The organism is Micromonospora endophytica, assembly GCF_003236305.1.
GTDB lineage: Bacteria > Actinomycetota > Actinomycetes > Mycobacteriales > Micromonosporaceae > Micromonospora > Micromonospora endophytica.
In genome coordinates this window covers 1-21,022 of the sequence record NZ_POTX01000061.1, presented here as the reverse complement: position 1 = coordinate 21,022, position 21,022 = coordinate 1, and the positions used below count along the sequence as shown (strand labels likewise).

22 protein-coding genes are annotated in these 21,022 nt (G+C 71.8%); 13 read left to right on the top strand and 9 right to left on the bottom strand.

Going from position 1 to position 21,022, the window contains the following annotated elements; genetic code table 11:
• Positions 1-3: 3 nt before the first annotated feature.
• The 3 genes from C1I93_RS11880 to cofC are packed head-to-tail and all read right to left on the bottom strand — an operon-like array spanning position 4 to position 3,250.
• On the bottom strand, positions 4-2,340 hold the full coding sequence (locus tag C1I93_RS11880; protein ID WP_111243322.1) for an RNA degradosome polyphosphate kinase: 2,337 nt from the start codon (positions 2,338-2,340) through the stop codon (positions 4-6).
• A 53-nt stretch (positions 2,341-2,393) separates the two neighbouring features.
• Positions 2,394-2,591 carry a cold-shock protein gene (locus C1I93_RS11875; protein WP_181445132.1) on the bottom strand — a complete coding sequence of 66 codons (198 nt, stop codon included), beginning with the start codon at positions 2,589-2,591 and terminating at the stop codon, positions 2,394-2,396.
• A 29-nt stretch (positions 2,592-2,620) separates the two neighbouring features.
• Positions 2,621-3,250, bottom strand: coding sequence for a 2-phospho-L-lactate guanylyltransferase (gene cofC, locus C1I93_RS11870; protein WP_111243320.1), 630 nt, complete (start codon positions 3,248-3,250; stop codon positions 2,621-2,623).
• Between the two features lie 131 nt (positions 3,251-3,381).
• On the opposite strand from cofC, the gene C1I93_RS11865 reads away from it, so the two are divergent.
• Genes C1I93_RS11865 through C1I93_RS11845 form a run of 5 tightly spaced genes read left to right on the top strand, consistent with a single transcriptional unit; the run spans position 3,382 to position 8,149 of the window.
• Positions 3,382-4,119 carry a lysophospholipid acyltransferase family protein gene (locus C1I93_RS11865; protein WP_111243319.1) on the top strand — a complete coding sequence of 246 codons (738 nt, stop codon included), beginning with the start codon at positions 3,382-3,384 and terminating at the stop codon, positions 4,117-4,119.
• Positions 4,116-5,114 (top strand): NAD(P)H-dependent glycerol-3-phosphate dehydrogenase, encoded by a 999-nt coding sequence (locus C1I93_RS11860; protein WP_111243318.1) that lies wholly within the window; start codon positions 4,116-4,118, stop codon positions 5,112-5,114. The genes C1I93_RS11865 and C1I93_RS11860 overlap by 4 nt, the downstream gene beginning before the upstream one ends.
• A gap of 5 nt (positions 5,115-5,119) precedes the next feature.
• Positions 5,120-6,274 carry a cystathionine gamma-lyase gene (locus C1I93_RS11855; RefSeq protein ID WP_111243328.1) on the top strand — a complete coding sequence of 385 codons (1,155 nt, stop codon included), beginning with the start codon at positions 5,120-5,122 and terminating at the stop codon, positions 6,272-6,274.
• Positions 6,271-7,089 (top strand): putative protein N(5)-glutamine methyltransferase, encoded by an 819-nt coding sequence (locus C1I93_RS11850; protein WP_111243317.1) that lies wholly within the window; start codon positions 6,271-6,273, stop codon positions 7,087-7,089. Before C1I93_RS11855 ends, C1I93_RS11850 begins: the two co-directional genes overlap by 4 nt.
• Positions 7,090-7,126: 37 nt before the next feature.
• On the top strand, positions 7,127-8,149 hold the full coding sequence (locus tag C1I93_RS11845; protein ID WP_111243316.1) for an ROK family protein: 1,023 nt from the start codon (positions 7,127-7,129) through the stop codon (positions 8,147-8,149).
• Positions 8,150-8,210: 61 nt separating this feature from the next.
• On the opposite strand, the gene C1I93_RS11840 is transcribed toward C1I93_RS11845, so the two are convergent.
• Both C1I93_RS11840 and C1I93_RS11835 read right to left on the bottom strand, forming a co-directional pair.
• Complete coding sequence (locus C1I93_RS11840) at positions 8,211-8,411, bottom strand: DUF397 domain-containing protein (RefSeq protein ID WP_111243315.1); 201 nt, start codon at positions 8,409-8,411, stop codon at positions 8,211-8,213.
• Positions 8,408-9,262 carry a helix-turn-helix domain-containing protein gene (locus C1I93_RS11835; protein ID WP_111243314.1) on the bottom strand — a complete coding sequence of 285 codons (855 nt, stop codon included), beginning with the start codon at positions 9,260-9,262 and terminating at the stop codon, positions 8,408-8,410. Before C1I93_RS11835 ends, C1I93_RS11840 begins: the two co-directional genes overlap by 4 nt.
• A gap of 263 nt (positions 9,263-9,525) precedes the next feature.
• Here C1I93_RS11835 and C1I93_RS11830 point away from each other — a divergent pair, with 263 nt between their 5' ends.
• A complete protein-coding gene (locus tag C1I93_RS11830; protein ID WP_111243313.1) occupies positions 9,526-9,765 on the top strand; it encodes a hypothetical protein in 240 nt (79 codons plus the stop codon).
• A gap of 147 nt (positions 9,766-9,912) precedes the next feature.
• On the top strand, positions 9,913-11,001 hold the full coding sequence (locus C1I93_RS11825; RefSeq protein WP_111243312.1) for a D-alanine--D-alanine ligase family protein: 1,089 nt from the start codon (positions 9,913-9,915) through the stop codon (positions 10,999-11,001).
• Positions 11,002-11,114: 113 nt separating this feature from the next.
• On the opposite strand, the gene C1I93_RS11820 is transcribed toward C1I93_RS11825, so the two are convergent.
• Positions 11,115-11,729: a DUF3515 family protein gene (locus tag C1I93_RS11820; RefSeq protein WP_111243311.1), complete on the bottom strand. Its 615-nt coding sequence runs from the start codon at positions 11,727-11,729 to the stop codon at positions 11,115-11,117.
• A complete protein-coding gene (locus C1I93_RS11815; RefSeq protein WP_013284547.1) occupies positions 11,730-11,963 on the bottom strand; it encodes an Lrp/AsnC ligand binding domain-containing protein in 234 nt (77 codons plus the stop codon).
• A gap of 121 nt (positions 11,964-12,084) precedes the next feature.
• On the opposite strand from C1I93_RS11815, the gene C1I93_RS11810 reads away from it, so the two are divergent.
• The gene (locus tag C1I93_RS11810) at positions 12,085-13,023 is read left to right on the top strand and encodes a thiamine-phosphate kinase (RefSeq protein ID WP_111243310.1); all 939 of its coding nucleotides are present in this window, start codon (positions 12,085-12,087) and stop codon (positions 13,021-13,023) included.
• 43 nt (positions 13,024-13,066) lie between these two features.
• Positions 13,067-13,534 carry a GNAT family N-acetyltransferase gene (locus C1I93_RS11805; RefSeq protein ID WP_111243309.1) on the top strand — a complete coding sequence of 156 codons (468 nt, stop codon included), beginning with the start codon at positions 13,067-13,069 and terminating at the stop codon, positions 13,532-13,534.
• A gap of 182 nt (positions 13,535-13,716) precedes the next feature.
• Here the strand turns inward: C1I93_RS11805 and rpmB are convergent, their stop codons facing one another.
• Positions 13,717-13,908 carry a 50S ribosomal protein L28 gene (gene rpmB / locus C1I93_RS11800; protein WP_111243308.1) on the bottom strand — a complete coding sequence of 64 codons (192 nt, stop codon included), beginning with the start codon at positions 13,906-13,908 and terminating at the stop codon, positions 13,717-13,719.
• A gap of 252 nt (positions 13,909-14,160) precedes the next feature.
• Between rpmB and C1I93_RS11795 the strand changes: the two genes are divergently transcribed.
• Together C1I93_RS11795 and recG are read left to right on the top strand one after the other, a co-directional pair.
• Positions 14,161-15,756, top strand: a complete 1,596-nt coding sequence (locus tag C1I93_RS11795; RefSeq protein WP_111243307.1) for a DAK2 domain-containing protein — start codon at positions 14,161-14,163, stop codon at positions 15,754-15,756.
• A complete protein-coding gene (gene recG, locus C1I93_RS11790; RefSeq protein WP_111243306.1) occupies positions 15,753-17,957 on the top strand; it encodes an ATP-dependent DNA helicase RecG in 2,205 nt (734 codons plus the stop codon). The genes C1I93_RS11795 and recG overlap by 4 nt, the downstream gene beginning before the upstream one ends.
• A gap of 205 nt (positions 17,958-18,162) precedes the next feature.
• On the opposite strand, the gene C1I93_RS11785 is transcribed toward recG, so the two are convergent.
• On the bottom strand, positions 18,163-19,794 hold the full coding sequence (locus C1I93_RS11785; protein ID WP_223256418.1) for a cell wall anchor protein: 1,632 nt from the start codon (positions 19,792-19,794) through the stop codon (positions 18,163-18,165).
• A gap of 190 nt (positions 19,795-19,984) precedes the next feature.
• Here C1I93_RS11785 and rsmD point away from each other — a divergent pair, with 190 nt between their 5' ends.
• A complete protein-coding gene (gene rsmD / locus C1I93_RS11780) occupies positions 19,985-20,548 on the top strand; it encodes a 16S rRNA (guanine(966)-N(2))-methyltransferase RsmD (protein ID WP_111243304.1) in 564 nt (187 codons plus the stop codon).
• Positions 20,545-21,021 (top strand): pantetheine-phosphate adenylyltransferase, encoded by a 477-nt coding sequence (coaD, locus tag C1I93_RS11775; RefSeq protein ID WP_111243303.1) that lies wholly within the window; start codon positions 20,545-20,547, stop codon positions 21,019-21,021. The genes rsmD and coaD overlap by 4 nt, the downstream gene beginning before the upstream one ends.
• The last annotated feature ends 1 nt before the right edge of the window (position 21,022 follow it).

The following is a 21,022-nucleotide window of genomic DNA, read 5'->3' as shown; positions in this document are numbered from 1 at the left end:
AGCCTATGCCCGCACCGCTCCGCTGGTCTTGCCGCCGACCCGACGCAGCAACAGATCCTGCACGTGGGCCAGGGGAGTCTCCGGTGATCCGGTGCGCCGGGTCCAGTGCCCGTCCGCGTCCAATTCGAACGCCTCCACGTCGGGACTCATCGCCGCGCCGAGCACCTGATCCAGCTCGGCTCGGGCGACCGGGTCGCTGACCTGGACCAGCGCCTCGACCCGCCGGTCGAGGTTGCGGTGCATCAGGTCCGCCGAGCCGATCCAGAATTCGGCGTCGCCGCTGTTGCCGAAGCGGAAGATCCGGGAATGCTCCAGGAACCGCCCGAGGATCGAGCGGACCCGGATGTTCTCCGACAGCCCCGGTACGCCCGGACGCAGCATGCACATGCCCCGGACGATCAGGTCGACGTGCACCCCGGCCTGGGACGCCCGGTACAGCGCGTCGGTGATCTCCTCGTCGACCAACGCGTTCACCTTGAACTGCACGAGCCCCGGCATGCCGAGCCGGACGTGGGCGATCTCGCGCTGGATCCGCTCGACCAGGCCGTTGCGGATGCCCTGCGGGGCCACCAGCAGACGCCGGTACGCGGTCTGCCGGCTGTAGCCGGTGAGCACGTTGAACAGGTCGGTCAGGTCGGCGCCGATCTCCGGATCGGCGGTCAACATGCCGAAGTCCTCGTAGAGCCGGGCGGTCTTGGGGTGGTAGTTGCCGGTGCCGATGTGGCAGTAGCGTCGGATCTGGTTGCCTTCCTGGCGTACCACCAGGGCGGTCTTGCAGTGGGTCTTGAGACCGACCAGGCCGTAGACCACGTGGCAGCCGGCGCGTTCCAGCGTGCGGGCCCAGCCGATGTTCGCCACCTCGTCGAAGCGTGCCTTCAGCTCGACGAGCACCACCACCTGCTTGCCGGCGGCGGCCGCCTCGACAAGCGCGTCCACGATCGGTGAGTCGCCGCTGGTGCGGTAGAGCGTCTGCTTGATGGCCAGCACGTTCGGGTCGGCGGCTGCCTGCTCGATGAAGCGTTGCACGCTGGTGGCGAACGAGTGGTACGGGTGGTGCACCAGCACGTCGCCGTCGCGCAGGGTGGCGAAGACGCTGCGCGGCACCTCGCCCTCGGTGAGTCGTGGGTGGGTGGCCGGGACGAACGGCGGATCCTTCAGGTCGGGTCGGTCCGCCTCGCCGTACAACTGCCACAGCGCGGAGAGGTCGAGCAGGCCGCGGACCCGCAGCACGTCCTGGGTGTCCATGTCCAGTTCCCGAACCAGCAGCTCCAGCATGTGGTCGGAGATCGACGCGGCCACCTCCAGCCGGACCGGCGGACCGAACCGGCGGCGGGCCAGCTCCCGCTCCAGGGCCTGGAGCAGATCCTCGTCGCGGTCCTCGTCGACCTCCACCTCCGCGTTGCGGGTGACCCGGAACAGGTGGCACTCCACCACGCTCATGCCGGAGAAGAGCTGCCCGAGGTGCACCGCGATGAGGTCCTCCACCGGCAGCATCCGCACCCCGGGCTGGTCCCGGTCGACCCGGACGAACCGGGGCACGTTGTTGGGCACCTTCACCCGCGCGAACAACTCCGGTCCGCCGTCCGGGTCGCGCACCGACACGGCCAGGTTGAGCGACCGGCCTGAGATGTACGGGAAGGGATGGGCCGGGTCGACCGCGAGCGGGGTGAGCACCGGGAAGATCTGGTCCCGGAAGTAGCCGCGTAGCCGCTCCCGTTCGGCGTCACCGAGGTCGGACCAGCGCAGCACCTGGATGCCCTCGGCGGCCAGCCGGGGCAGCACGTCGTCGACGAAACAGGCGGCATGCCGGGTCACCAGGGTGGCGGCCTTCTCGGCGACCAGTGCGAGCTGGGTGCGCAGCGGAAGCCCGTCGCCACCGCGGACCGGCAGACCGGCGGAGAGCCGCCGCTTGAGCCCCGCCACCCGCACCATGTAGAACTCGTCCAGGTTGCTGGCGAAGATGGCCAGGAACTTGGCCCGCTCCAGCAGGGGTGTGTCCGGGTCCTCGGCCAGCGCCAGCACCCGGGCGTTGAAGTCGAGCCAGGACAGCTCCCGGTTGAGGAAGCGGTCCTCCGGCAGCGCCGGTGGTGCCGCGTCGGTGGGCTCCGACAGCGCCGCTGCCGCGTCGGCGGGAGGCTCCGGCAACCCCGGCTCGGTGGCCGGGTCGAGGACCTCGTCCAGCCCGGCGGAGGCCGCCGCCGGATCGGTGCCGGCCACGTCGTCGGGGGCCGGCCGGACGGCGCGGAAGCGTCCACCGGCCCCTCGCGGTCGGGTTCCGTTGCCGGTGGCGGGGCCGTCGGTGGCGGCGGGGCGGTCGGGACGCTCGCGAGGGGTGCTCACCCGCTCATAATCACCCGATCACGGTTAACGCAAAATGAACTTGAGCTGGGACGTCAGGACATCGTCGGAAGAGTCACCCGGACGATCGCCCCGTCGGCGTCGGTCTCGACCCGGACCCGCTGGCCGAGCCGGAGCAGCCGCAGCCCGGAGGCGTCGAAGGCTCGGGCGGGGAACGCCAGCTCGGTGCCGTCGTCGAGCAGCAGCAGCCCGCTGCGCGTCGCCGCGTCGAAGGTGGCCACGGTGCCCTGCATGCCCAGCACCGTACACCGCCGTGCCCGGCTCAACCGACCTGGCAGCCGGAGGTCAACGCCGTGGTGCGCGGCCCGAGGCCGAGCCGGGCCGCCGCCGCCAGGTCGGCCGCGGTGTCCACGTCGCGCCGCAGGCTGGGCCAGTCGCCGGCGAGCGGGCGCGCGCCGCTGGCCGCGTGCGCCGCGGCCGAGCCGGACCCGAACCGGGGTTCCAGGGGTACGCCCGGCGGTGCGGCCAGCAGCACGGTGCCACTGCCCGGCGCGTCGGCCACGAACCGGCGTACGCCAGCGGGGTCGGCCTGCGCCGCGCGCAGCGCCGCCGCCAGCTCGGTCGGACGCAGGGCGGGCAGGTCGGCGGTGATCCCGGCCACCCAGCCGGCGGCGTCGGTCGCGCCGTGCCGGAACGCGGCGTTGAGGTCGGCGTCCGCGACATCCGGCAGGACCTGCGCGCCCACCAGCCGGGCCACCTCGGCCACCTGATGGTCGTCGGTCACCACCCGCACCTCGGCCACGCCAGGGCAGGCCCGCACCGCGTCGAGAGTGTCGGCCGCCAGGGCCAGCGCCAGCTCCTCATGGGGTACGCCGGGCACCCCGCCGCGGAGCCGGGTCTTCGCCGCGGTCAGGCGCTTGACCGGCATCACCACCGTCCAGGGCTGACTCACGTCTGACATCCTGCCAGTCCGGCACCGGTACCCTCACTGGCTGTACCACGGGCGAGCAGGCATGATTTCGGCTGCGGACGTCAGGCGGAATTCCTCCGCGGGACGGGTCGGGGCGGGCACGAGGAGGCACGGTGGGTCGGCGCAGGCTGGGATTCTGGCAATGGTTCGCCGTGGTACTGATCAAGCCGGTGATGAAGGTCTGGACCCGGCGTACCTGGCGGGGCATGGAACACCTGCGTCAGGACGGTCCCGCGATCATTGTGGCGAACCACATCTCGCATGCCGACCCGCTGGTCTCCGCACACTTCATCTACGAGGCGGGCCGGTGGCCGCAGTTCCTCGGCAAGGCCAGTGTGTTCAAGGTGCCGGTGATCGGCTGGATTCTGCACCGTTGCCGACAGATTCCCGTCGAACGAGGCTCGGTTGACGCGGCGAGGTCACTGGACGCCCTGGTCAAGGCGCTCGCCGCGGGTGGCGCCGTGGTCATCTACCCGGAGGGCACCACCAGCCGGGAACCGAACCTGTGGCCGATGCGGGGCAAGACCGGTGCCGCCCGGTTGGCACTGGCCACCGGCGCCCCGGTGATCCCGCTGGTGATGTGGGGGCCGGAGCGCCTCTTCGATCCGCGCCGTGCCCGGCTCAACCCGCGGCCCCGCATCCCGGTGACAGTGGTGGCCGGGCCGCCGATCGAGCTGAGCCGCTGGGCCGGCTCCGCACCGACCCGACAGGTGCTCGAGGAGATGACCGATGTGATCATGCTCAGGTTGCGCGACATGCTTGCGGAGATCCGCGGCGGCACACCGCCGCCACTGTGGCAGCGTGGCGGTCGCAGCGGTGCCGAGAGCCAGCCCCCGGGGTCGGGAGCATGAGCGGACACGTGGCCGTGCTCGGCGGCGGCTCCTGGGGTACGGCGTTCGCGAAGGTCCTGGCGGACGCCGGACGGGAGGTCACCGTCTGGGCCCGGCGGCAGCCGATCGCCGACGTCATCCGGACCGAGCGGCGCAATCCGGAGTACCTGCCCGGGGTGGTGCTGCCGGAGCGGGTCACCGGCACCGGCGACGCCGCCGAGGCGCTCAAGGGCGCGGAGATCGTGGTGCTGGCGGTGCCCTCGCAGACGCTGCGGGGCAACCTCGCCGAGTGGGTCGCGCACCTGCATCCGGACGCCACGTTGGTCTCCCTGATGAAGGGCATCGAACTCGGCACCACCAAGCGGATGAGCGAGGTGATCGTCGAGACCGCCAAGGTGCCGGCGGATCGCGTGGTGGTGGTCTCCGGTCCCAACCTGGCCCCGGAGGTCGCCGCCGAGCAACCGGCCACCACCGTGGTCGCCTGCACCGACCCGGCGCGGGCCACGCTGGTGCAGGGCGCCATCACCACCCCGTACTTCCGCCCGTACACCAACGACGACGTGATCGGCTGCGAGCTGGGCGGGGCGGTGAAGAACGTGATCGCCCTGGCGTACGGCATCGCCACCGCGATGGGCTTCGGTCACAACACCCGGGCCTCGCTCGTCACCCGGGGGCTGGCCGAGACCGCCCGGCTGGGCGTGGCGCTCGGCGCGGACCCGCTCACCTTCGCCGGCCTGGCCGGCATGGGTGACCTGGTTGCCTCCTGCTCCTCACCGTCGGCGCGCAACCGCACCTTCGGCGAGCATCTGGGGCGCGGCGCTACCCTGGAGGAGGCGCGGATCGCCACCCGGCAGACCGCCGAGGGTGTCAAGAGCGCGCTGGCGATCCGGGACCTGGCCCGGGTGCACGGTGTGGAGATGCCGATCACCGAGCAGGTCGAACTGGTCTGCCACGAGGGGGTCGACCCGAGGGTCGCGGTGCGCGCCCTGATGAGCCGCACCACGAAGCCGGAGTGAGCGACGTGGGCGAGTCCCGCCTCCTCTCCCCGGAACCGGACGACCACCCCTCGGATGGCGACGGCACCCGGTGCGTGCGGGCCGGCCTGCCCGCGCCCACGCCGGGCGCGCCGTTCCTGCCCGGACCGGTCTTCGCCGCGCCGTACCACCTCGACCCGGAGCAGGGCCCGGCGGCGGCACCGAACGGGTACGGGCGACCGGACAATCCCACCCGTCGGCTGCTGGAGGCGGCCATCGGCGAGTTGGAGGGCGGTGCGTGTCGGGTCTTCGCCAGCGGGCAGGCGGCCATCACCGGTCTGCTGCTGGCGGTGCTGAAGCCGGGGGACACCGTGCTGCTCCCCGCCGACGGCTACTTCCCGGTACGCGCGTTCGCCGCCGACACCCTGGCCGGTAACGGCGTACGGGTGGTGCTGGTCCCGACCGCCGGTCCGTACCCGCCGCTGCACGGGGTCCGGCTGGTGCTTGTCGAGACGCCGGCCAACCCGGGCCTGGACGTGGTGGATCTGCCCGAGCTGGCCGAGCGGGCCCACGCGGCGGGCGCGCTGCTGGCGGTGGACAACACCACCGCCACGCCGCTCGGGCAACGTCCGCTGGATCTCGGCGCGGACCTGGTGGTCGCTTCCGGCACCAAGGCGTTGACCGGTCACTCGGACCTGCTGCTCGGCTACCTGGCGACCCGGTCGGCGGAGCTGCTGGACACGCTCACCGCCTGGCGGACCGCCACCGGCGCGGTGCCCGGGGCGTTCGACGCCTGGCTGGCTCACCGTTCGCTGGCCACTCTCGACCTGCGGCTGGCGCGGCAGACCGCGAACGCCGAGGCGCTCGCCCGGCTGCTGTCGGGCCGTGCCGACGTGTCCGGGCTGCGCTGGCCGGGTCTGCCGGACGACCCGTCGTATCCGGTGGCGTCGCGTCAGCTCCGGCGGGTGCCCGGGGTGCTCTGCTTCGACCTTGGCAGCGCCGCGCGGGTCGCCCGGTTCCTGGCGGCGTCCCGGCTGGTCGCGGCGGCGACCTCGTTCGGCGGTCTGCACACCACGGCGGACCGGCGGGCCCAGTGGGGTGACGACACCGCGCCCGGCTTCGTCCGGCTCTCCTGCGGCGTGGAGGACAGCGCCGACCTGGTCGCCGACGTCACGGCCGCGCTGGACGCCACCGCCCGATGACGCGCGTCTCGGCTACCGAGCAGGCCGCCGTGGTGACCCGGTTGCGGTCCGCCGGCTGCGTCTGGGCGGAGGAGGAGGCCGCGCTGCTGGTCGAGGCCGCCGCCGACGCGCAGGCGCTCGCCGCCCTGGTCGACCGGCGGGTGACAGGTGAGCCGCTGGAGTACCTGCTCGGCTGGGCGGAGTTCTGCGGCGAACGGATCGGCGTCGACAGCGGTGTCTTCGTGCCCCGGGCGCGTACCGCCCTGCTGGTGGAGGCGGCCACGGCGGTGACCGGACCGGGAGCGCGGGTGGTCGAGCTCTGCTGCGGCTCCGGCGCGCTCACCCGGGCGCTGGCCCGGCGGCTCGTCGTACCCCGTCTGCTGGCCGCCGTGGACCTGGATCCGGCGGCGGTGGCCTGCGCCCGGCGCAACCTGGCCGGGCTGGCCGTGCCGGTTTTCGTCGGTGATCTCTTCGATCCGCTGCCGGCGGCGTGGCGCGGTGGTCTGGACCTGGTGATGGCGAACGCCCCGTACGTGCCGACCGCCGAGTTGATCATGCTGCCGGCGGAGGCCCGGCAGTACGAGGCGCCGGTGGCGTTGGACGGTGGATCGGACGGGCTGGCGGTGTTGCGCCGGGTCGCCGTCGCCGCGGCGCACTGGCTCGCTCCCGGCGGGCACCTGGTGGTGGAGGTGGGCGCGGGCCAGGTCGACGCGTTGCGGGCCGTGCTGACCGAGGTCGGACTGGTCGCGGCGGTGGTCCACGACGAGGAGACCGGCGCCACCGCGATGACGGCGCGCCGGCCGACCGACGTGGCGGGCCGGCGGCACGAGAACTAGCCTCACGTCAGTTCGTGACGCGGAAGGCGGTTGTCGGGTGAGTGACACAGCGGTGCCGGTGGTCGTCGGGATCGACAACGGCGGCACGAGCAACAACGCCACGGTACTCACGCTGGACGGCCGGTTCCTGGTCGACCGACTGGTGGAGACGCCGAGCGAGGTGCAGGCCGGGCCGGAGGCGGCGGTCGAGGCGATAGCCCGCGCCCTCGACGGTGTGCTGGCCGTGACCGGGGTGTCCCGTGAGCGGGTACGCGCGGTCGGGCTGGACACGCCCGGTCCGGCCAGCGCCACCGGGGTGATCTCGTCGAAGGGGTCGACGAACTTCTCCCAGCCGGCCTGGCGTGGCTACGACATCCGCACGGCGCTGGAGCGTCGGCTCGGGCTGCCGGTGCTCTACCACAACGACGGCAACGCGGCCGCGCTCTACGCCCACCACGTCCACTTCGGCGCCGACGCCGGGCGACGCTCGTCGGTCTCCGCGATCGTCGGCACCGGGCTGGGCGGCGGCCTGGTGGAGAACGGCCGGGTGATCGCCGGCGCGGCGGGGATGGCCGGCGAACTGGGGCATGTGCACATCCCGCTGGCGGAGGTGCTGGCACCGGGGCAACCGGTGCCGAGCTGCGCCTGCGGCTTCGTCGGTGACGTGGAGAGCGTCGCCTCGCTGACCGGGATCGAGCGCAACCTGCTGCCGTACTGGTTGACCCGGTTTCCCGCGCACCCGCTGGCCGGTGAGCCGTTGCCGCGGGCGGCGAAGCTGGTCCGTGACCACGGCGAGCGTGGCGACGAACTGGCCAGGGAGATCTTCGCCCAGCAGGCGAGGGCGCTCGGGGCGCTGTTCACGATCGCGGCCAACTTCACCGATCCGCACGCGTACTTCGTCGGGGGTGGGGTGGTCGAGACGGCGCCGGAGTTCCGGGACTGGTTCCTGGCGACGGTGCGCGCGCACACCCGGCTCCGCGCGGAGCAGGCGGCGCTGGCCACCTTCGCGCTGGTGCCGGAGCGGGACATGGCCGGCGCGCGGGGAGTGGCCCTCGCGGCGCGGGAGGCGGTGCAGGGCTGACCGGGCCGGCGGTGCCCTTACCGGCCCGGTCAGCGGCTTGCGGGGTGTCGGTCGTGCGAGGTCAGGGGGTCGGCGGTGCCTGGGCGAACGCGCGCCAGGCGGCCGGCGGGAAGGTCAGCTGCGGACCGCCCGGGTCCTTGGAGTCGCGCACGGCCACGGTGCCGGGTACGACCGCCACCTCCACGCAGGCGCCCTCGTCGCCGCTGTGGCTGCTCTTGCGCCATCCGACCACGGCGAGCGCCGCGCTTCTCGTCGGTGTCATGCCAGGTACCGTCCCTTCAGGGCGTTGACGATTGCGTCGCGGCTGTCCGTCGGGCTGAGCGCGACGGTCCGCAGATGTTCCATGATCTTGGTGCAGGTACGCAGGTCACCGGGGCGGTCAAGGACCATCTGACCGGCGACCGTCTCCACCGAGGCGATGATCGGGTCCTCGGGATCGGCGAATTCGAGGATGTGCAGCGAACCCCGGGTGCCCCGGTGGTAGCCGGCGGCCAGCGGGATCACCTGAACGGTGATGTTGGGCAGCTCGCTCATCTTGAGCAGGTGTCGCAGCTGTCCCTGCATCGCCGAGTTGTCACCGACGGGACGCAACAGCGCGCCCTCGTCGAGGATCGCGTCGAAGATCGGTGGATCCTCGCCGGTGAGTCGTTGCTGCCGGTCCAGTCGCAGGTGGACCCGCTCCTCGACGTCGTTGTCGCTGAGGGTGTGCGGACCGCCGCGCATCACGGCGCGGATGTAGTCGGCGGTCTGCAACAGGCCCGGCACCACGGAGGGCTCGAAGTTCGCGATGCCGGTGGCCTCGGCCTCGAGCGCGATGAAGTCGATGGTGCGCCGGTCGAGCAGGTACGAGTAGGAGACCCACCAGCCGGGCTTGCGGGCGTCCTTGGCCAACGCCACGGCCGCCGCGACGTCGTCCGCGGCGGCGCCGTAGAGGGTGAGCAGCGCCCGTACGGTGGCCGGACTGATCAAGGTCTGCGCGTTCTCGTAGCGGGACAGCGTGCTACGCGTGCTGTTGATCTCATCCGCCGCGGCCTCCAGGGTGAGGCCGGCGGCTTCGCGATGCTGGCGCAGGGCGATGCCCAGCCGCCGCGCACGTGCGGTCTTCGGTGCCATGCATTGATGGTCGCACGTATTTGGGACTATGTACATGAGAAGATGTCGGTGAGAGTTGCATTCATGCCCGTAAGGATGTCAACCTGTTAGCGCGTCCTCACCGCCGGTTGTCGTGGCGACGGTGGTGGTGAGCGACCGGAGGGGATGGGGTGCGCGGCGGTCGGGTTATTCCCCCGTGCTCGGCCGCCGCGTGCCCTACGCCATGTAGTCGAGCACCGGAAGGGAATCGACGTGCTTGAAGACGATCACCCCGGTGGTCTGCGATGACGCGCTTTCTCGTGGTGCTGACCGACGTCCGTGCCGACGAGGGTGGCAGCCGTAACGAGCGGACCACGCCCGAACGTCGCCGGCAGGTGGTCGGCGCCAGCAGCCGCGAGGCGGCCGAGCGGATCGCCGGAGCATTCATGGCGCTGGGCATGGTGCGGGCCGGTCGCCAGCGGGTCAAGGTGCTCGCCATCGGCAGGCGGCACGCCTACGCCGAACGCGAGGCGGTAAGTCATTGAGCCACTGTCCGATTACGCTGCGTATGTGTGGTGTTGGCCGAATGCGGCCGCTCCGCGTACTCGCCGGGTATCGACTCCCGGTTCTCGCCACGCACAGTAAGGTCATCCGGGAGAGCGCCAGCAGTGCGTCCCGGAAAGGTGACCGCAGTGACCACCCCAGGCAAGACCCGCGTCGCGATCGTCTTCGGCGGCCGCAGCCCGGAGCACGGCATCTCCTGCGTCAGCGCCGGCAGCGTGCTCGGCGCCCTCGACCCGGACGAGTTCGAGGTGGTGCCGGTGGGCATCACCCGGACCGGGCAGTGGGTGCTGACCGACGGCGACCCGGAGCGGCTGGCCATCGAGGCCCGCCGGCTGCCGGAGATCACCGCCGAGTCGGGCACCGACATCGTGCTGCGGGCCGACGGCAACGGGCTGCTGGTGCTCGACCCGACCGAGGGCCCGCGGGCGCTCGCCGACGTGGACGTGGTCTTCCCGGTGCTGCACGGCGCCTACGGCGAGGACGGCACCATCCAGGGCATGCTGGAGATGGCGGGCATCCCGTACGTAGGGGCCAAGGTGTTCGCCTCGGCCGCCGCCATGGACAAGGAGTTCACCAAGAAGCTCTGCGCCGCCGACGGCATTCCGGTCGGCCCGTACGCGGTGCTCCGCAGCGGGATGGCGCTGAGCGAGGCGGAGAAGCAGCGGCTCGGTCTGCCGGTCTTCGTCAAGCCGTCCCGGGCCGGGTCGTCCTTCGGCATCACGAAGGTCAACGACTGGGCCGACCTGGAAACGGCGATCGCCACCGCCCGCGAGATCGACAGCAAGGTCCTCGTCGAAGCCGCGATCGTCGGTCGGGAGATCGAGTGCGGCGTGCTGGAGGGTGAGGCCGGTGGAATGCCGGAGGCGTCCGTGCTCGCCGAGGTGCGGGTGGTCGGCGACTACGACTTCTACGACTTCGAGGCGAAGTACATCGACGCCGAGTCGGCCTGCGAGTACGACATCCCCGCCGACCTGCCGCAGCAGGTCACCCGGCAGGTGCGCGAGTACGCCGTACGCGCCTTCACCGCGCTCGACTGCGCCGGGCTGGCCCGGGCCGACTTCTTCGTCACCCCGGAGCTGGACGTATACCTCAACGAGATCAACACCATGCCCGGCTTCACGCCGACGTCGATGTTCCCCCGGATGTGGGCGGCGTCCGGCCTGGAGTACCCGAAGCTTGTCGACCGGCTCATCCGCACCGCCCTGACCCAACGCTGACCCCCACCCCACCCGTCGATCTAGGGCCGATCGTCGTCAACGTAGATCAACTGGCGACGATAAGCCCTAGATCGACGGTCCTGGTCACCGGGGGCTCGCGGCGACGCGGTGGGTCAGGGAGTGCAGCCGGAGGGGGCCGGACCCGCCGAGCGGATCGACTCGACGATCGTGCGGGAGACGGGGGCCACCCATTGCAGTGCCTCGCCATAGAAGTGCGGCACCCGGACGGTCACCGCGGTCTCCCGGTCGAGGGTGGTCAACTCGGTGACGTCGGCCCGCTCCGTCGCGTGCCAGCAGACCGAGTTGACCAGAGTCAGATGGTCGGTGGGCTGCACCTCCGGCTCGGCGCCACCGCAGGCCACCGTCACCGCCGGGTCGCCGTACGCGGCGTTCTGCTCCGGGCCGGCGCTGACCGGCCGCTGCGACAGGTCGCGGATCGAGGCCGGCAACTGGGACAACAGGGCGCGGCACACGACCGCCGGGCGCTCGGCCAGAGCCGGCGCGGCCATCTCGACAGGCGCGGTGGACTGCGGCCGGGCCGTGGTCGGCGTGGGCTCCGGCGCGGCGGTCGTGGTGTCCGGGGCGAGTTTGGCGAACGCGAACGCGCCCACCAGCAGTGCTACTGGCAGGGCCACCGCCGTGGCGATCAGCGCCGCGCTCCGGTTGCTCCGGTCCGGTGTCGTCGTCGGCCGCTCGGCCTCGGCCGGAGATTCGGAGAGCTTGCTCATTTAGAGGCGTACCACCGAACACGTGAGGGTGCGGGTGATACCGGGCACCATCTGTACCTTGCTGACGATGAGCTTGCCGAGTTCGTCGACGGTGTTCGCCTCGGTGAGCACGACCACGTCGTACGGCCCGGTGACCGCGTCCACCCGGACCACACCGGCGAGATCCGCGATGAGACCGGCCACGTCGCGCGCCCGGCCGACCTCTGTCTGGATGAGGATGTACGCCTGAACCACGTTCGACCTCCCTCCGTCGCCGCCGCCAGGCGGCCCGAAGGGAGAAAGTACCTTACGGACCAGGCGTGATCCCTATCGGTGGTCGAGGAGAAGCGGTGAGCGAGCGGAACGGAGGGGCGGCGTGAGCGTCGCAGGCGTCGGGGAGTTCGGCCTGATCGACCGGGTGACGGCCCGGCTGTCGTACGGATCCACGGTGCTGCTCGGCCCCGGCGACGACGCGGCAGTGGTCGCCGCGCCGGACGCCCGGGTGGTCGCCTCGACCGACGTGCTGGTGGAGGGACGGCACTTCCGCCTTGACTGGGCCGGGGCGTACGACATCGGTCGGCGGGCCGCGGCGGCGAACCTCGCCGACGTGGTGGCGATGGGTGCCGACCCGACCGCCCTGCTGGTGGCGCTCTGCGTACCGGCCGGCACGCCCACCGAATGGATCGAGGAACTGGCCGACGGGATCGGTGCCGAGGCGGCAGGCGTGGGCGCCAGCGTGGTCGGCGGGGACATGTCGGCCAGCCCCACGCTCACCATCGCCGTCACCGCCCTCGGTGACCTGGCCGGTCGGCCGCCGGTCACCCGGGCCGGAGCCCGTCCCGGAGACCTGCTGGCCCTGGCCGGCCGGATCGGATACGCGGCGGCGGGTTTCACCGTGCTCTCCCGTGGCTTCCGTACGCCCCGGCTGCTGGTCGAGGCGTACCGGCGACCGGAGGTGCCCTACCCGGCCGGACCGCTGGCGGCCCGGTCCGGCGCCACCGCCATGATCGACGTCTCGGACGGGCTGCTCGCCGACCTCGGGCACGTGGCGAAGGCCAGCGGGGTGGCCATCGACGTCAACCGGGACGCCTTCGTGGTGCCGCCGCAGATGCGGGACGCCGCCCAGGCGCTCGGCGTCGACCCGTACGCCTGGCTGCTGGCCGGTGGCGACGACCACGCGTTGGCCGCGACCTTCCCGCCCGCGACGGCGCTGCCCGACGGTTGGCGGCCCATCGGCCGGGTGACCGAAGGCTCCGGCGTGACGGTGGACGGTGCCCCCTTCGACGGTCCGGCCGGTTGGGACCACTTCCGCTGACCCACCTCCCGGTAAGGAGCCGAGCCGGTCGTACCCTTTACCGGTGCAGGAAATCGAGATCCACCAGGTGCCCTTCGACTCGCCTGCGGCCCAGCAGTTGATCACCGCTGCGCTCGCCGACCTGGGTGCCCGCTACGGCGGCAACGGCGACGAGACGCCGGTGGCCGCCGACGAGTTCGTGCCGCCGGCCGGCGCCTTCCTGATCGCACGGATCGACGGGCAACCGGTCGGCTGCGGCGGCTGGCGCAGCCACGGAGACGAGAACGACACCGCCGAGCTGAAGCGGCTGTACACCGCTGCGCAGGCGCGGGGACGCGGGGTCGGCCGTACGATCCTGGCCGCCGTCGAACGCTCGGCCCGCGACCACGGCCGCAAGCGGATCATCCTGGAGTGCGGCGACCGCCAACCCGAGGCGATCGCCATGTACACCTCGGTCGGCTACCAGCGGATCCCCAACTTCGGCTTCTACGCCGACGCCCCCGGCTGCCTCTCCTTCGCCCGCCTGCTGTGAAAGGAGGGGCCCCCTGTTAACGCCTCGTGTATAGGAGGGGCCCCCTATTAACAGCCGCGGCGAAGCCGGCGGGCGGGCCCAGCGCCGCTCGCGGGATGAAGACGTTGCGGGTGGACACGACGATGCCGGCGAGCCTTCTGGCCCGCCGGCAGGATGTCGTTTTGCGTATCGGTGGGTGCGCGTCAGGCGCGGGAGACCTTGCCCGCCTTGATGCAGGACGTGCAGACCTTCAGCTTCTTGGTCGTGCCGCCACCGGCCGGGGTACGCACCGACTGGATGTTCGGGTTCCAGCGGCGGTTGGTCCGCCGGTGCGAGTGGGACACGTTGTGGCCGAAGCCCGGCCCCTTGCCACAGACGTCGCACACGCTAGCCACGGGATACTCCTGGGTTTGAAACGTTCATGAGGTCGCCGGCAGGTGCTGCCCGGGCAACCTGGCCAGGTTACCCGATGCCGCAGCCCCCTGCCCAACCGGGCTCAGCCCCGCCCGTCCGGTCGGCGCCCTAGCCGATTCGCAGGTCGCACCGTGGCCTGTTAATAGGGGGCCCTTCCTATACACGAGGCGTTAACAGGGGGCCCCTCCTTACACCGCAAGCGGGGGGCAGGGTACGCCAGTAGGCTTCGCAGCGTGCTGGACACCCTCGATGCCGCCGCTGTGCGCCGCTGGTGTGCCAGCGGCCTGGCGGCGCTCAAGCGGCACCAGGGGGAGATCGACGCCCTCAACGTCTATCCGGTGCCCGACGGAGACACCGGTACCAATCTGGTGCTCACCCTCACCTCGGCACAGCAGGCCCTGGCGATGGATCTCGACACCCTCGCCGACGGTGCCGCCACCGCGCACGGGCACGCGTTGCGCCTGATGGCCCGGGGTGCCCTGCTCGGTGCCAGGGGCAACTCCGGGGTGATCCTGTCGCAGATCCTGCGGGGTTTCGCCGACGCGTTGGCAGGCGTGCCGGCGGTCCGGGGCCGGGAGTTGGCCGTCGCGCTGCGGGATGCGACCACGGCGGCGTACGCGGCGGTGGCGCGACCGATGGAAGGCACCCTGCTCTCGGTGGTCTCGGCGGCGGCCGGCGCGGCCGAGCGCACCGGCAGCGACGAGCTGCGGGCGGTGGCCCGGGCGGCGGCGGGTGCCGCCGCGACCGCCCTGGCGCGGACGCCCGAGCAGCTGCCCGCGCTGGCCCGTGCCGGTGTGGTCGACGCCGGTGGGCGGGGGTTGTGCCTGCTGCTGGACGCCCTGGTCGAGGTGATCACGGGGGAGAGCCCGCAACATCCGGCGCCGCCGCTTCGGGCCGTGCCGCCGCCGGTCACCGCCGTCCGGGAGACCGGCTCCCTGGAGTACGCCTACGAGGTGCAGTTCCTGCTCGACGCCGAGCCGGAGGCGGTCGGGCGGATGCGGGACACCCTGGCCACGCTCGGCGATTGCCTGGTGGTGGTCGGCGACAGCGGCACCTGGCAGGTGCACGTGCACGTCAACGACGTCGGCGCGGCGATCGAGGCCGGGGTGGTGGCCGGCCGCCCGCATCAGATCTCGGTGACCCGGTTCGCGGACCAGCTGGCATCGGTTCCGGCGCCGGACGGCCGGGCGGCGGTGGTGGTGGCCGCCGGTGCCGGACTCGCCGAGCTCTTCGCCGGTGAGGGTGCCGTCGCGGTGCCGGGGAACCCCTCGACCGGTGAGCTGCTGGAGGCGGTGCTTTCCACAGGCGCGGCGCGGGTGGTGGTGTTACCTAACGATCCCGACGCGCAAGCGGTGGCGAATCAGGTCGCCGAGGAGGCGCATCGATTCGGGGTGCAGGTGAGCGTGGTGCCGACCCGGTCGCCGGTGCAGGCGCTGGCCGCGCTCGCCGTGCGGGATCCGCGCCGCCGGTTCGCCGACGACGTGATCGCGATGGCCGAGGCCGCTGGCGCCTGCCGGTACGCCGAGGTCTGCCACGCCGGCCGGGAGGCGCTCACCGTCGCCGGCCCCTGCCGCGCCGGTGATGTGCTCGCCCTGGTCGAGGGCGAGGTGCACCTGATCGGTGTCGACCTGGTCGACACCTGCGTCGCGCTCGTGGACCGGATGCTCGGCGGGGGCGGTGAACTGGTCACCCTGCTGGTCGGGGCCGACGCGCCGGAGGGCCTGGCGGAGGCGGTGCGTACGCACCTCGCGCGCCGGTGGCCTTTCGTCGAGGTGCAGGCGTATCAGGGCGGGCAACCGCGTTATCCGTTGCTGGTAGGTGTCGAATGACCGCTGAGACGTCCACTGTGGAAACTCCGCTGAAGAAGCTGGTCGGTGAGAAGACCGCCAAGGCGCTCGCCGCCCACCTCGACCTGCACACCGCCGGTGACCTGATCTACCACTTCCCGCGTCGTTACGACGAGCGCGGCGAGCACACCGACATCCGGTCGTTGGACGTCGGCGAGCAGGTCACCGTGCTGGCCCAGGTGCAGCGCACCGCCGTACGCCCGATGCGCCAGCGGCGGGGCAATCTGCTGGAGGTGACCGTCGGCGACGGCTCGGGCGGCACCCTCTCGCTCACCTTCTTCGGCAACCAGGCGTGGCGCGAGCGGGAGCTGCGACCCGGCAGGTGGGGACTGTTCGCCGGCAAGGTCACCGAGTTCCGGGGCAAGCGCCAGCTCAACGGCCCGGAGTACGTCCTGCTCGGCGAGCAGACCGAGGGCGAGGCTGCGGCCAGCGAGCAGATCGAGGAGTTCGCCGGGGCGCTCATCCCGGTCTACCCGGCGGCTGCGGCCGTGCCGACCTGGGTGATCGCCCGCTGCGTACGGGTGGTGCTGGACACCGTGGCGCCGCCGGAGGATCCGCTGCCGGCCACGATGCGCGCCACCCGCAACCTGGTCGGCCTGGACCGGGCACTGCGGGAGATTCACCGGCCGTCCAGCCGCGAGGAGCTGTACCGGGCTCGTCGGCGGCTGAAGTGGGACGAGGCGTTTGCCGTGCAGCTGACCCTGGTGCAGCGCAAGCACCAGGCCGCGGACCGTCCCGCCCGCCCCCGGCCGGTGCGGACGGGCGGGTTGCTGGATGCCTTCGATGCCCGGCTGCCGTACGAGCTGACCGCCGGTCAGCGCGACGTCGGCACCGAGATCGCGGCCGATCTGGCGACCGGCCATCCGATGCACCGCCTGTTGCAGGGCGAGGTCGGCTCCGGCAAGACCGTGGTGGCGCTGCGGGCGATGCTCCAGGTGGTCGACGCGGGCGGGCAGGCCGCACTACTGGCACCGACCGAGGTGCTCGCCGCCCAGCATTACCGCGGCATGCTCGACCTGCTCGGCCCGCTCGCCCAGGCTGGCGAGCTGGGCGCCGCCGAGCACGCCACCCGGGTCGAACTGGTCACCGGCTCACTCGGCGCGGCGGCCCGACGGCGGGCGCTGGCCGAGGTCGCCAGCGGTGCCGCAGGCATCGTGCTCGGCACCCACGCCCTGCTCTACGAGGGGGTCGACTTCGCCGATCTCGGTCTGGTGGTGGTGGACGAACAGCATCGCTTCGGTGTGGAACAGCGCGACGCGCTGCGCGCCAAGGCGGAACAGCCGCCGCACGTGCTGGTCATGACCGCCACGCCGATTCCCCGTACGGTCGCCATGACGGTCTACGGCGACCTGGAGATATCCACTCTGTCCCAGCTGCCGCGCGGCCGGTCGCCGATCGCCTCGCACGTGGTGCCGGCCGCCGAGAAGCCGGCCTTCCTCGACCGGGCCTGGCGGCGGCTGCGGGAGGAGATCGGCGCCGGGCATCAGGCGTACGTGGTCTGCCCGCGCATCGGTGACGCCACCGCCGGGGCCGACGAGGAGCCGCCGGCCGTGGACGACACCGGCCGGCGACCGCCGCTGGCGGTGACCGAGGTCGCCCCGCTGCTGGCCGAGGGCCCGCTGCACGGGCTGCGGATCGGCGTCCTGCACGGCCGCCTGCCCGCCGACGAGAAGGACGCGGTGATGCGCTCCTTCGCCGGCGGTGAGGTGGACGTGCTGGTGGCCACCACTGTGGTCGAGGTCGGTGTGGACGTACCCAACGCGACAATGATGGTGGTGCTGGACGCGGACCGGTTCGGCGTCTCCCAGCTGCACCAGTTGCGTGGCCGGGTGGGTCGGGGCAGCGCCGCCGGGCTCTGTCTGCTGGTGACCGAGGCGACCGAGGGCAGCAGTGCCCGGGAGCGGCTGGATGCCGTCGCCTCCACCACCGACGGTTTCAAGCTCGCCGAGTTGGACCTGGAGCAGCGGCGGGAGGGCGACGTGCTGGGTGCCACCCAGTCCGGTCACCGTTCGCATCTGCGGTTGCTGTCGCTGCTGCGCGACGCCGACCTGATCCGCGACGCCCGAGCAGAGGCGATCGCGCTTGTCGAGGAGGATCCCGACCTGTCCCGCCAGCCGGCGCTCGCCGCTTCGGTCGCGGCTCTGGTCGACGCCGAACGCGCCGAGTACCTGGAGAAGGGCTGACGCGTACGCGAGCGAGGAAGCATCAGCGAAGCGGGGCACGCCGACAGGCGTCCGCGAAGAGGGGGCACGCCGACAGGCGTCCGCGAAGAGGGGGCACGCCGACAGGCGTGCCCCCTCTTCGCGGGTAAGGAAGGGGCCCTTCTTAACGCCAGGCGTAGAGGAAGGGCCCCTTCTTAACACTTTGCTTCGTTCAGCTCAGCTCAGCTCAGGCGGTGAAGTGGATCCGCCGACGCCGCGCCATCACGAACAGCACCGCACCGATCGCCAGCAGGGCGATGGCACCGGCGGCGATGCCGCCGGCCGCGGCACCGGTCACCGGCAGGCCCGGCGGCGGCTCCTCGCCACCACCGGTACCGCCGTCGCAGCCCTCGGGCGCGTAGACGACCTCAAGCTCCAGCCCCAGTTCGGGGAGGACGACCAGGGCGGTCTCCTCGTCGCCGGCCTTGAAGATGACCGTCTCCGACTTGCCCGGCTCGACCGTACGGGTCTCGGTCTTGTCGCCGTAGGTGAACTCCACCTTGACCGGCGAGTTGCCCTCCGGGTTGGTGGCGGTCAGGGTGAACTTCTCGCAGTCGGCCTCGGTGGTCACGGCCGGCAGCGGGCAGTCCTCCGGACGCTCCCAGGTGTACGTGCCGCCCTCGATCACCTTGCCGTCGACCAGAACCTCGATCTTGCCGGCGTTCTCGGCGGGCACCACGGTCTCGTTGTTGGCCTTGCCCGGGTCGACGGTGACCTTCGTGGACCAGCCGTTCTCGCCCCGGACCTCGAACTCGACCGGGTACCGGGAGATCTTGCCGTCGTTGCTCAGCGAGACGGTCACGGTGCCGTCGCAGTTGGAGGCGAAGGTGGAGGCCGGGGTGGTGCAGTTCTTGTCGCCGCCGTTGTACCAGCCGGGCGGGCCGGACGAGCGGTTGCCGGGAGCGCCCCGGTCGCCGAGCTTCTTGGAGCCGTAGCGCGGGCCGTTCTCGACCAGCGGGTCGATGACCTCGTCCACGCCACCCCAGATCAGGTCGACCTGGGTGTAGCACTCCGGAACCTCGACGTTGAGCTCGATCTCGGTCTGGGTGCCACCGAGGAAGTCGCTGTCCGGCGAGCCGTAGACGTACTGCGGGGTGGCGAACTGCGGCCGCGGCGCGAAGTACGACACCAGGGTGAAGTACTGCTCGGCACCTTCACAGAGCGGCAGGTTGCCCTCCAGCTTCACGGTCGCCGTGCCCTTCGGGCCGTCGAACGTGTGGCTGTACTTCGCCTGGCTGGCATCGACGCACTTCGGCGCCGGGGTGCACGGCTGGTCACGGTCGAGATTGACCGAGCCGTCGTTGACCTTCTCGCGCTTGTTGTCCCAGCGGGCGTCAACGGTCAGCTTGGCGAACTTGGTGTCACCGGGTACCCGCTGGACGGCCTCGACGAAGCCGCCTCGGGGGATCGCGGTGCCCTGCAGGTTGCGGGGTTCGGCGCCGGCCACGAGCACCTGGACCGGGGTCGACGGCTCAGCGGTCACCGTCTTGATCGTGGCAGCGGTGTTGCGCTCGCTGTTGACCACCTTCCACGTGATCACCCGCTCGCCGGTCAGCTGGTCGCAGACGACCTTGCCGGTGATGGTGGTGTGGTGGGCGCTGGCCGGAGCGGCCACCATGGCTGCTCCGGTCATGCCGATGAGGGCGGCTGCCAGGACAGCCAGCGGTCGCCGCAGCGACAGCTTTGGTCGGATCACGCGTACTCCCGGGGTGAAGAAGCGTCTTGATTCCGGCACGGCAGGGACGGGGGCGCTGGCGGTGTCCGCCGCGCCGCAGGGGGTGTTTGCCGTGCCGTTGAACCGGCGGCCATAAGCCGGCACCGGCAGACCTTAGCGACATCGTGAGTGTCGATACAGTCTTCAGACGCGCTTAAGGATGATGTTATAAATGCGAGATCATTGATATGCGTACGGTCATGGATGCTATGCGTAGGGTGTTCGGCCCCGCTGTGGCATGCGCGCGCGCCCGCATTCGCTCCCGTAGCGTCTGAGGCATGAACAGGAGCACGTCGTGACCCGGATCGTCGCCGGCAGCTTCGGTGGCCGGCGGATCACCGCGCCGCCGGGCGCCGGCACCCGGCCGACCTCCGACCGGGTGCGCGAGGCGCTCTTCAGCTCGCTGGAGGCGGAGACCGACCTGGATGGCGCGCGTTTCGCCGACCTGTACGCGGGATCCGGAGCGGTTGGCCTGGAAGCACTGTCCCGGGGAGCCGCGCACGTGCTGCTTGTGGAATCCGACCCGCGCGCCGCCCGGGTGATCCGGGAGAACGTGGCGGCCCTACGTGCCGCGCCGGCGGCCCGGCTGGTCACCGGCAAGGTCGCCACGACCCTGGCCGCCGGCCCCGACGGTGACCCGTACGACGTGGTCTTCGCCGACCCGCCGTACGCGCTGCCGGACGACGCGGTGACCGCCATGCTCACCGCGCTCGTCGACGAAGGCTGGTTGGCGCCGGAGGCGATGGTGGTCGTGGAGCGGGCCAGCCGCAGCGGACCTGTCGAGTGGGTGGAAGGCGTCACTGGCCAGCGCAGTCGCCGGTACGGCGAGACCACACTTTGGTACGGTCGCCGATCATGAGACGTGCGGTGTGTCCCGGCTCGTTCGACCCGGTCACCAACGGTCACCTCGACATCATCGGCCGGGCCAGCCGGCTGTTCGACGAGGTGATCGTCGGCGTACTGGTCAACCAGTCGAAGAGCGGCCTGTTCACCGTCGAGGAGCGGATCGAGATGCTCCGTGAGGTGACCGCCTCCTACGACAACGTCCGGGTGGAGTCGTTCCGCGGTCTGTTGGTGGACTTCTGCCGGGCACAGCGGGCGACCGTACTGATCAAGGGCATCCGGGCGGTCAGCGACTTCGACTACGAGTTGCAGATGGCCCAGATGAACATGGGCCTGGCCGGCGTGGAGACCCTTTTCATGCCCACCAACCCGCTCTACTCGTTCCTCTCCTCCAGCCTGGTCAAGGACGTGGCCAAGTGGGGCGGCGACGTCACCCCCCACGTCCCCGACGTAGTCCGCGACGCCCTCAAAAACCGCCAACCCCGCTAAC

Coding starts and splice junctions, on each gene's coding strand:
- C1I93_RS11840 (WP_111243315.1), bottom strand. CDS start 8,411: ATGACACCGACGAGAAGCGCGGCGCTCGCCGTGGTCGGATGGCGCAAG.
- C1I93_RS11820 (WP_111243311.1), bottom strand. CDS start 11,729: ATGAGCAAGCTCTCCGAATCTCCGGCCGAGGCCGAGCGGCCGACGACG.
- C1I93_RS11835 (WP_111243314.1), bottom strand. CDS start 9,262: ATGGCACCGAAGACCGCACGTGCGCGGCGGCTGGGCATCGCCCTGCGC.
- coaD (WP_111243303.1), top strand. CDS start 20,545: ATGAGACGTGCGGTGTGTCCCGGCTCGTTCGACCCGGTCACCAACGGT.
- C1I93_RS11875 (WP_181445132.1), bottom strand. CDS start 2,591: ATGCAGGGCACCGTGGCCACCTTCGACGCGGCGACGCGCAGCGGGCTG.
- C1I93_RS11830 (WP_111243313.1), top strand. CDS start 9,526: ATGACGCGCTTTCTCGTGGTGCTGACCGACGTCCGTGCCGACGAGGGT.
- C1I93_RS11850 (WP_111243317.1), top strand. CDS start 6,271: ATGACGCGCGTCTCGGCTACCGAGCAGGCCGCCGTGGTGACCCGGTTG.
- recG (WP_111243306.1), top strand. CDS start 15,753: ATGACCGCTGAGACGTCCACTGTGGAAACTCCGCTGAAGAAGCTGGTC.
- C1I93_RS11860 (WP_111243318.1), top strand. CDS start 4,116: ATGAGCGGACACGTGGCCGTGCTCGGCGGCGGCTCCTGGGGTACGGCG.